The following is a 7,088-nucleotide window of genomic DNA, read 5'->3' as shown; positions in this document are numbered from 1 at the left end:
AACACACCTTCCGAACTACTGCATTAAGGGCGATTGTGTCCGCGTAAATTTAAGCGGACGCAATTACCCTTAATGTCAGGATCGTCATGCGCCAACGTAAGTCTTATCCGAAATCCTTCAAGTCTCAGGTCGTCAAAGAATGTCAGCAGCCCGGTGTTTCGGTCGCGGCCATTGCGATGAGCCACGGCATCAACGCCAATGTAGTTCGTCGATGGCTGCCCCTTTTTAGCGATCAGCAAGCCAGCACGCTGCCTGCGTTCATTCCGTTGAAAGTGGAACCAAAGCGAAAGGTCGAAGCGCTAGCGACCGTCGAGCTATCACTGGGTCAGCAAACCCTCACCGTCAAATGGCCCATCTCCGATCCTGAAGGCTGTGCCCGTTTTGTCCGTGGTCTCACTCAATGATCCGTATCGACGCCATCTGGCTCTCCACCGAGCCCATGGATATGCGCGCCGGTACCGAGACCGCATTGGCCAGAGTAATTGCGGTGTTCGGTGCGGCGAAGCCGCACTGCGCTTATCTGTTTTCCAATCGTCGGGCCAATCGCATGAAAGTGCTGGTGCATGATGGGATTGGTGTTTGGCTGGCGGCACGCCGGTTGAACCAGGGGAAGTTCCAGTGGCCAGGCATTCGACAAGGTTGCGAGCTGGAACTTGATAGCGAGCAACTTCAGGCCCTGGTACTTGGGCTTGCGTGGCAGCGTGTTGGCGTTGGCGGTGCAATCACGATACTTTAAAAAGGCTGTAATTAACGTCTGAGCCTGCTGCCGCAGGCGGTCTGCTTTGGTAAAATCCACGGCATGACTTCCTTGCCCAATCTCGACCAAATGCCCCCCGACCAACTGCGTGCACTCGCTGCGCAGTTGATGTCGCAGGTCGACACCATGGGCAGAAAGAGCCACCGCGATGACACCATCATCGAGCAGTTGACCCACGAGATCGCAATCCTCAAACGGCATCGATTTGCCAAGCGCAGCGAGCAGATCAGTCCTGAGCAAGGCAGCTTGCTCGACGACCTGCTTAACACCGACCTTGAGGCTATCGACGCTGAGCTGACGGCACTGCTTCCGGCTTCTGCTCCAGAAGAGCCGCGCCAGAAACCCAAGCGCGCACCGCTGCCGCCGCAGTTCCCACGCACCGTCATTCATCATGAACCAGAAAGCACTCAGTGCACTTGCGGTTGCCACCTTCAGCGCGTCGGCGAGGATGTCAGCGAAAAGCTGGATTACACACCGGGCGTGTTCACCGTTGAACAGCATGTGCGTGGGAAATGGGCCTGCCGTCAGTGCGAAACGCTGATCCAGGCACCGGTGCCGGCCCAAGTGATCGATAAGGGCATCCCAACAGCAGGCCTGCTGGCTCATGTGATGGTGGCGAACACGCCCGACGCAAGTTTTTCGATCTGCACGTGGCGAATAAAAGCCAGTTGGCCGAACAGGCGCTGCACTCGATTGGCGGCTTGTACGAAGTTGAACGCCAAGCGCGAAACATGAGTGACGAGGAGCGCTGTCGAATACGACAGGAAAAAGCAGCGCCATTGGCGAAAGCACTGCAAGACTGGATGCTGACCCAGCGCGATCTTGTGCCCAACGGATCAGCGACGGCCAAAGCCCTGGATTACAGCCTTAAACGCTGGGTAGCGCTGACGCGCTACCTGGAAGATGGGGCCGTCCCCATAGACAACAACCCAGTCGAAAACCAGATCAGACCGTGGGCACTTGGGCGCTCCAACTGGTTGTTTGCCGGATCGCTTCGCAGCGGCAAACGGGCGGCAGCAATCATGAGCTTGATCCAGTCAGCACGGATGAATGGGCATGATCCGTATGCCTATCTCAAAGATGTGCTGACGCGCTTGCCGACGCAGCGGGCGAGCGAGATTGAGCAGCTACTTCCGCATCAGTGGACACCTGCCTGATATGCGCAAGGTGTGTTCCCATCCGCTTATCCCGAGCTGTCTGTGAGTGGAAGGTGGATTTTCTAAAATGGCACGTGGCGGGATGACTACGAAATTCCTACCAGTGGACAGCTGTTAGAAAAATCAGGCGGGTACGCCAAGCACGATATGGGAAGCTTTGATCACTGCGGTCGCGCTGGCTCCCGGCTTGAGGCCCAACTCCTCTACAGCTTCGCGAGTGACGATAGAAAACACTTCAGCGCCGCCTGGGAGTTGAACTACCACCTCAGAATTGACCGCGCCTTCACTGACTCGGATGACCATCCCTTCCAGGCAATTACGCGCTGACAGACGAATATCACTGGAATCGGTCATCAGCATTACCCAGGGAGCTTTGATCAAAGCGACCGCTTCCTTCCCCACCGCTATACCCATGCTCTTGACGCTGGCCATAGTGATGACCGCCACCAATTGCTCACCACCCGCGAGGGTCAGCACTACTTCAGCATTGACGGCACCTTCCTGGAGTTCACTCACCGTACCTTTGAACACGTTGCGTGCACTGACTTTCATCGAACGACTTCCTTTCATCTGGGGGATTAAAAACTGTCGCTCATGATCGGAACTTGCGCTGTGTGAATACAACCATAGCGCGCAGAGAAAATTTACGCCTGAACGTATACCCAAGCCGTCAATCCTGATGCCAGCGCAACCGACACGCGTTTGTAATCTGCGACTTCATAGGCATCGGCAGCGGCAAGCTCTTGTTCGTCGATCTGGAAGACAGTGCCTGCTACTTTGTCTGCGTCGTTGTGGCTTGGGGTGATAATCGGGTGATGAGTCTTCCCGCTTGCTGCAAGCACGTCGGGGTCGGTGATCTCGACCCATGATTGCGAGTACCCAAGCATTTGATCAGCTTCACCAGTCAGTTCCCGGCCAAAATTTGCCCGTTGCACTGCTTTGTCTTGCAAAGTGCCGTACGAAAAGAGCAGCACGGGGAATTCGGTAGACGCTTTCATTACGTTCTCTTCAGTAAGGTTTAGATGTTCAAGCCAGTAAATCTTCATAGAACGCGCCGTAAGGCTTACTTGGATGGGCGATCTGGATCTCCAGAATCCACAGCCCGGCATTCGGACACTGCTCGAAGTCTCCAAGGTCACCGCCACGGTGAACTGCGTGCGGAAAATCGCTTACCCGATGGCCTTTGATATTGAGGTTCAACCGCCAGCCCATGGCGTTGGCCTGATCTTCGGCGTAGCGATACAGCTCAAGCCCGGCAACGCGTTCATTTTTCCAGAGTGCTTGAACCCGCTCAAACAGAGTCTTGGCTGCAATCGCACATGCCTTCATATCCGGATCTGCGCCCGTGACGAAGGTCTCGCCCGCATCCCCTTCGTGGCCCTGCCACACAGCACCCATGTCGATGAAAAAAATATCGTCTTCGCCGAGTACCGGGTCACCCTCAGACCGCTCTTTGAAAGTCTTCAGCGTGTTAGCGCCAAAGCGGATCAGCAATGGATGCCAGATTCGTTGCATCTCCAGCCCCGCCAGCACCTGCTTTCCAAGCTCTCTGGCCTCGGATTCCAGCATGCCAGGCTGAATCTGTTGCGATAGCAATCGGATCGCACGCCATGTCATTGATTGAGCGTGACGCATGGAGTCGATGCTGTAGGTCGTGCCGACGGCCTCTTTGGGTTGTGCGTTCAACGAGTTTCTCCTTGGATCTAAGTCTATCGTTATATTGATAACTATATAGCGATTCGCGCGGTAACAGAAAGCAGCAGGCCTGTACGAAATGGAAACGCCTTGGTGGATCTGATCGGTGCAAGCGCAGCCATCGACCAAGGCGTCTAGGAATTCAACGCATTGCGCCTATGCCGATCAAGTGATCAACGTGTCGACTGAAGATTGCTCAACGCTGTCATTCGCTCCGTCAAGTCACCCAGCGCTAAAAGCGCGGCTCTGGAAAGCTGGCGATGGGACGCAACGCAGACTGACAACACCGGATGGCTGACGTGTATCCCGGTAAGCGGCACGAAAGCGATAGTGTTTTCCGCTACCTCACTGGCGACATCGAGCCATGAAAGAATACCAATCCCCACCCCTTGACGGATAAGCGAACGCATCATGCGCAAGTCATTGCAGGCCACTCGCTGCCTGACATCGAGTTGCAATTGGTTGTGCAACGCGCGTACGTGTTTGTGCACGACTAAAGGCTCGGCTGGGAAAATGACGGTCTCGTTCTGGGTTTCACTGAGTCGAACGCTCGACTTACGGGCCAGCGAATGGGAGATCGGCATAGCGATGCCCATTTTGATCTCCGTGCTGGCGCTTATGCTTAGATCTGCGCTGGCCACTGCATCCAGTACAAAGCCGAAATCGACCTCAGCTGCCGCGATCATTTGCGCGACTTTCTGGTTATCCGCCACTTTCATCCCGAAGGTCAGGCCGGGATATTCCTTCATCAACGCGGCCACCGCTTCGACAACGATGCCCTCACTGAGCGCATCGATTAGCCCAATGTCTACATGACCTCTTCGCAAACCCTGCATTTCGTCGATCTGCTCCCTTGTGCGGGCATAGTCCTTCTGCCAGCGGCGTGCATTGGTCAACAACAGCTCGCCTGCCGAGGTTAGTCTCAACCCGCTTGGCAGCCGCTCGAATAACGGGACGCCGAGTTCTTCTTCAGCCTTCAGGATCTGTCTGTCGATGGCCGATGCAGACACGTGCAGAACCTCCGCCGCGCGGCGGATGCTGCGGTGGTTGGCGACTTCCACGAAATACCGGGTGAAACGTGAGAACGGGAACATGTGTTGCCTTTTTTGCAACGCGATGATGAAAAAACGGTGTTTGAGTTCATCACGCCACAATTCTAAAGTCCATCGCAAATGCGCCTGAGAGCGCTTGGAATCGGGCCGTACCCCACAGCTGATGAGACTCTTCGATATGATCAAAGACCGCACACTCCCACTCAATTGCACCTTCATCGAAAGCGACTGGCGCATTCTGGCGGCACACTGGTATCCCATCGCGCAAAGCCTTGCCGTGCAAGCAGAGCCAATCAAGGCCATGCTGCTGGACGAGCCGTTGGTGATCTACCGAATCGACGATGATCTGGTGGTGGCACGAGACGTTTGCCCGCATCGTGGCGTGCCGCTGAGCATGGGCAAAAGCGATGGCCAGGGCGTGGTCTGTGCTTACCACGGCTTGCGCTTCGGTCATGGCGGTCGATGCAACAAAGTCCCTGCCAGTCCCAGCGCTGCTATCCCCTCTCGCATGCAGCTTTTTACCTACCCGGCAGTTGAACGCTATGGTCTAGTCTGGACGTGTCTCGATCCACAAGAAGACACCGTAGATATCCCGAAAATGCCACATTGGGATGAGCCCGAGTTTCAACAAATCGTATGCCCAAGCATCGACATCCAGGCGTTTGCCGGACGCCAGGTAGAAGGATTCCTGGATGTCGCGCATTTTGGCTTCGTTCACACCGAGACGTTTGGTGATCCTAACAACACGGAAATCACGCCATACCGTCCAGTCGAAACGCCAAAAGGCTTTGAAACCCATTATCGCAGCACCGTGGGCAACTACCCCATTGGGGTCGATGGCAGAGCACCTGACGGTTTTAACTGGTTGCGACATTTCGAAGTTCATCTACCGTTTACAGCCACGCTGACGGTGCATTTTCCGGATGACGGGCGCCTGGTTATCATGAATGCTGCGTCTCCAGTCTCGGCAAAGGTCACACGGATGTTTGCGCCTATTGCCCGTAATTTTGACAAAGATCTGCCTGTGGAGGATACGCACGCCTTCAACTTGCGGGTGTTCGAAGAAGACCGGCTGATTGTCGAATCGCAAAAACCCGAACGCCTTCCGCTGGATCCTGCGCTGGAGGTTCACATACCCGCCGACATGAGTTCGATTGCCTACCGCAGAGGGCTACGCAGTCAGGGTCTTAGCCAGTTCTTTTTGAGCTGAGGAATAGGCCATGACACGATTGAAGGTCAAAGTGACTGAAATGGCGGCGCAAGGCGCTTCAAACATCAGTATTCGTCTGGAGCCGATCTACGGCCAGACACTGCCCGGCTTCGAAGCCGGTGCGCATGTCGATGTCTTCCTGGCCAACGGATTGATTCGGCAATACTCAATCGCCAGTGCCCCGTTCATGGACGATCACTACGAGCTTTGCGTAAAACTTGATTCGGCATCGCGTGGTGGCTCGCGATTCGTACATGAGCATCTGGCGGTGGGGGACGAGCTTGAAATATCCCTACCGCGCAATCTGTTCGCGTTGCAACCAGCCCGGCACTACATATTAATCGCGGCAGGAATTGGTATTACGCCGTTAATTTCGATGGCGGCAGAGCTAGACCGAAAGCAGCTGTCCTTTTCACTGCATTACTACACACGCACCTTGGCGGATGTGGCATTCGGCGAGAGGCTGGCAAGCTATCTGGGTACGTCACAAGTGCATCTTCATCAAAGCTATGCCGGACGTAGTCCACGACAATATCTACCAGAGGATCTGCAACGTCCTAGCGCTGAGCAACTCGTATATCTCTGTGGCCCCGCTGAGTTCATGGTGCATGTGGAACAAAGTGCGAAGCTGTCTGGATGGGCCCCTGAGCGCATTATCAAGGAGGCATTTTCACCCACCGCTGTAATAGCTGACGTGGGGGCCGACACATTTGAAATCGAACTGAAGTCGACCGGTGCCGTGTACACGGTACATGGTGAACAATCCATCGCCCGCGTATTGCTCGATGCAGGTGTGGATGTGCCAGTTTCCTGCGAGCAGGGGATGTGCGGCGCATGCCTGACTGGCGTACTTTCTGGGGAGCCCGAACACCTAGACATGGTGATGACTGATGAGGAACATGCGTTGAACAACCGGATGACGCTTTGTTGTTCGAGAAGCCGCTCAGATCGCTTGGTGCTGGATTTGTAGCTTTTTCATTAGCTATCCGGACGTGGGTTTGACGAATGTCTTTGTAGTGTTGGGAGTGACCTGCGTAAGTCGGTACAGCTCGTTGTAGCAGGTTGCCTCATCGTGCCTTGCGGGTTCCTGCGGTGACAACCAGATCAGATCGTTGACAAGGAACGGTTGCGGAAAATTCATTTCATGTGTGCGTTGTCTCTGTGCTGCGCGTCGTTCCTAGCGACCAGGGCACTAGCGGGCGAGCCCTCCACTAGCC

8 protein-coding genes and 1 pseudogene are annotated in these 7,088 nt (G+C 55.2%); 5 read left to right on the top strand and 4 right to left on the bottom strand.

The window, feature by feature from the left end; translation table 11 throughout:
• The first annotated feature begins 86 nt into the window (after window positions 1-86).
• The 3 genes and pseudogenes from HB675_RS21015 to HB675_RS21005 all read left to right on the top strand — a co-directional run bounded on the left by HB675_RS21015 (window position 87) and on the right by HB675_RS21005 (window position 1,914).
• Complete coding sequence (locus HB675_RS21015; protein ID WP_154951035.1) at window positions 87-404, top strand: transposase; 318 nt, start codon at window positions 87-89, stop codon at window positions 402-404.
• The gene (gene tnpB, locus HB675_RS26005) at window positions 401-736 is read left to right on the top strand and encodes an IS66 family insertion sequence element accessory protein TnpB (protein WP_345945785.1); all 336 of its coding nucleotides are present in this window, start codon (window positions 401-403) and stop codon (window positions 734-736) included. Before HB675_RS21015 ends, tnpB begins: the two co-directional genes overlap by 4 nt.
• A gap of 63 nt (window positions 737-799) precedes the next feature.
• Window positions 800-1,914 (top strand): annotated as a pseudogene (locus HB675_RS21005) (IS66 family transposase).
• A gap of 123 nt (window positions 1,915-2,037) precedes the next feature.
• Here the strand turns inward: HB675_RS21005 and HB675_RS21000 are convergent.
• From HB675_RS21000 to HB675_RS20985, 4 genes are all read right to left on the bottom strand, one after another.
• Complete coding sequence (locus tag HB675_RS21000) at window positions 2,038-2,466, bottom strand: TOBE domain-containing protein (RefSeq protein WP_122708953.1); 429 nt, start codon at window positions 2,464-2,466, stop codon at window positions 2,038-2,040.
• Window positions 2,467-2,558: 92 nt separating this feature from the next.
• Window positions 2,559-2,912 (bottom strand): gamma-glutamylcyclotransferase family protein, encoded by a 354-nt coding sequence (locus tag HB675_RS20995; protein ID WP_122708954.1) that lies wholly within the window; start codon window positions 2,910-2,912, stop codon window positions 2,559-2,561.
• Between the two features lie 28 nt (window positions 2,913-2,940).
• Window positions 2,941-3,600 carry a M24 family metallopeptidase gene (locus HB675_RS20990; RefSeq protein ID WP_122708955.1) on the bottom strand — a complete coding sequence of 220 codons (660 nt, stop codon included), beginning with the start codon at window positions 3,598-3,600 and terminating at the stop codon, window positions 2,941-2,943.
• Between the two features lie 182 nt (window positions 3,601-3,782).
• Complete coding sequence (locus tag HB675_RS20985; protein ID WP_240055811.1) at window positions 3,783-4,763, bottom strand: LysR family transcriptional regulator; 981 nt, start codon at window positions 4,761-4,763, stop codon at window positions 3,783-3,785.
• A 76-nt stretch (window positions 4,764-4,839) separates the two neighbouring features.
• Here HB675_RS20985 and HB675_RS20980 point away from each other — a divergent pair, with 76 nt between their 5' ends.
• Window positions 4,840-5,871 (top strand): aromatic ring-hydroxylating dioxygenase subunit alpha, encoded by a 1,032-nt coding sequence (locus HB675_RS20980; RefSeq protein WP_154951041.1) that lies wholly within the window; start codon window positions 4,840-4,842, stop codon window positions 5,869-5,871.
• 10 nt (window positions 5,872-5,881) lie between these two features.
• Window positions 5,882-6,841, top strand: coding sequence for a PDR/VanB family oxidoreductase (locus tag HB675_RS20975; protein WP_154951044.1), 960 nt, complete (start codon window positions 5,882-5,884; stop codon window positions 6,839-6,841).
• Window positions 6,842-7,088 lie beyond the last annotated feature (247 nt).

The organism is Pseudomonas sp. dw_358 (genome assembly GCF_018449655.1).
Lineage (GTDB): Bacteria > Pseudomonadota > Gammaproteobacteria > Pseudomonadales > Pseudomonadaceae > Aquipseudomonas.
The sequence above is the reverse complement of the archived record's forward strand: the minus strand, read 5'-3'. Positions and strand labels throughout refer to the sequence as shown.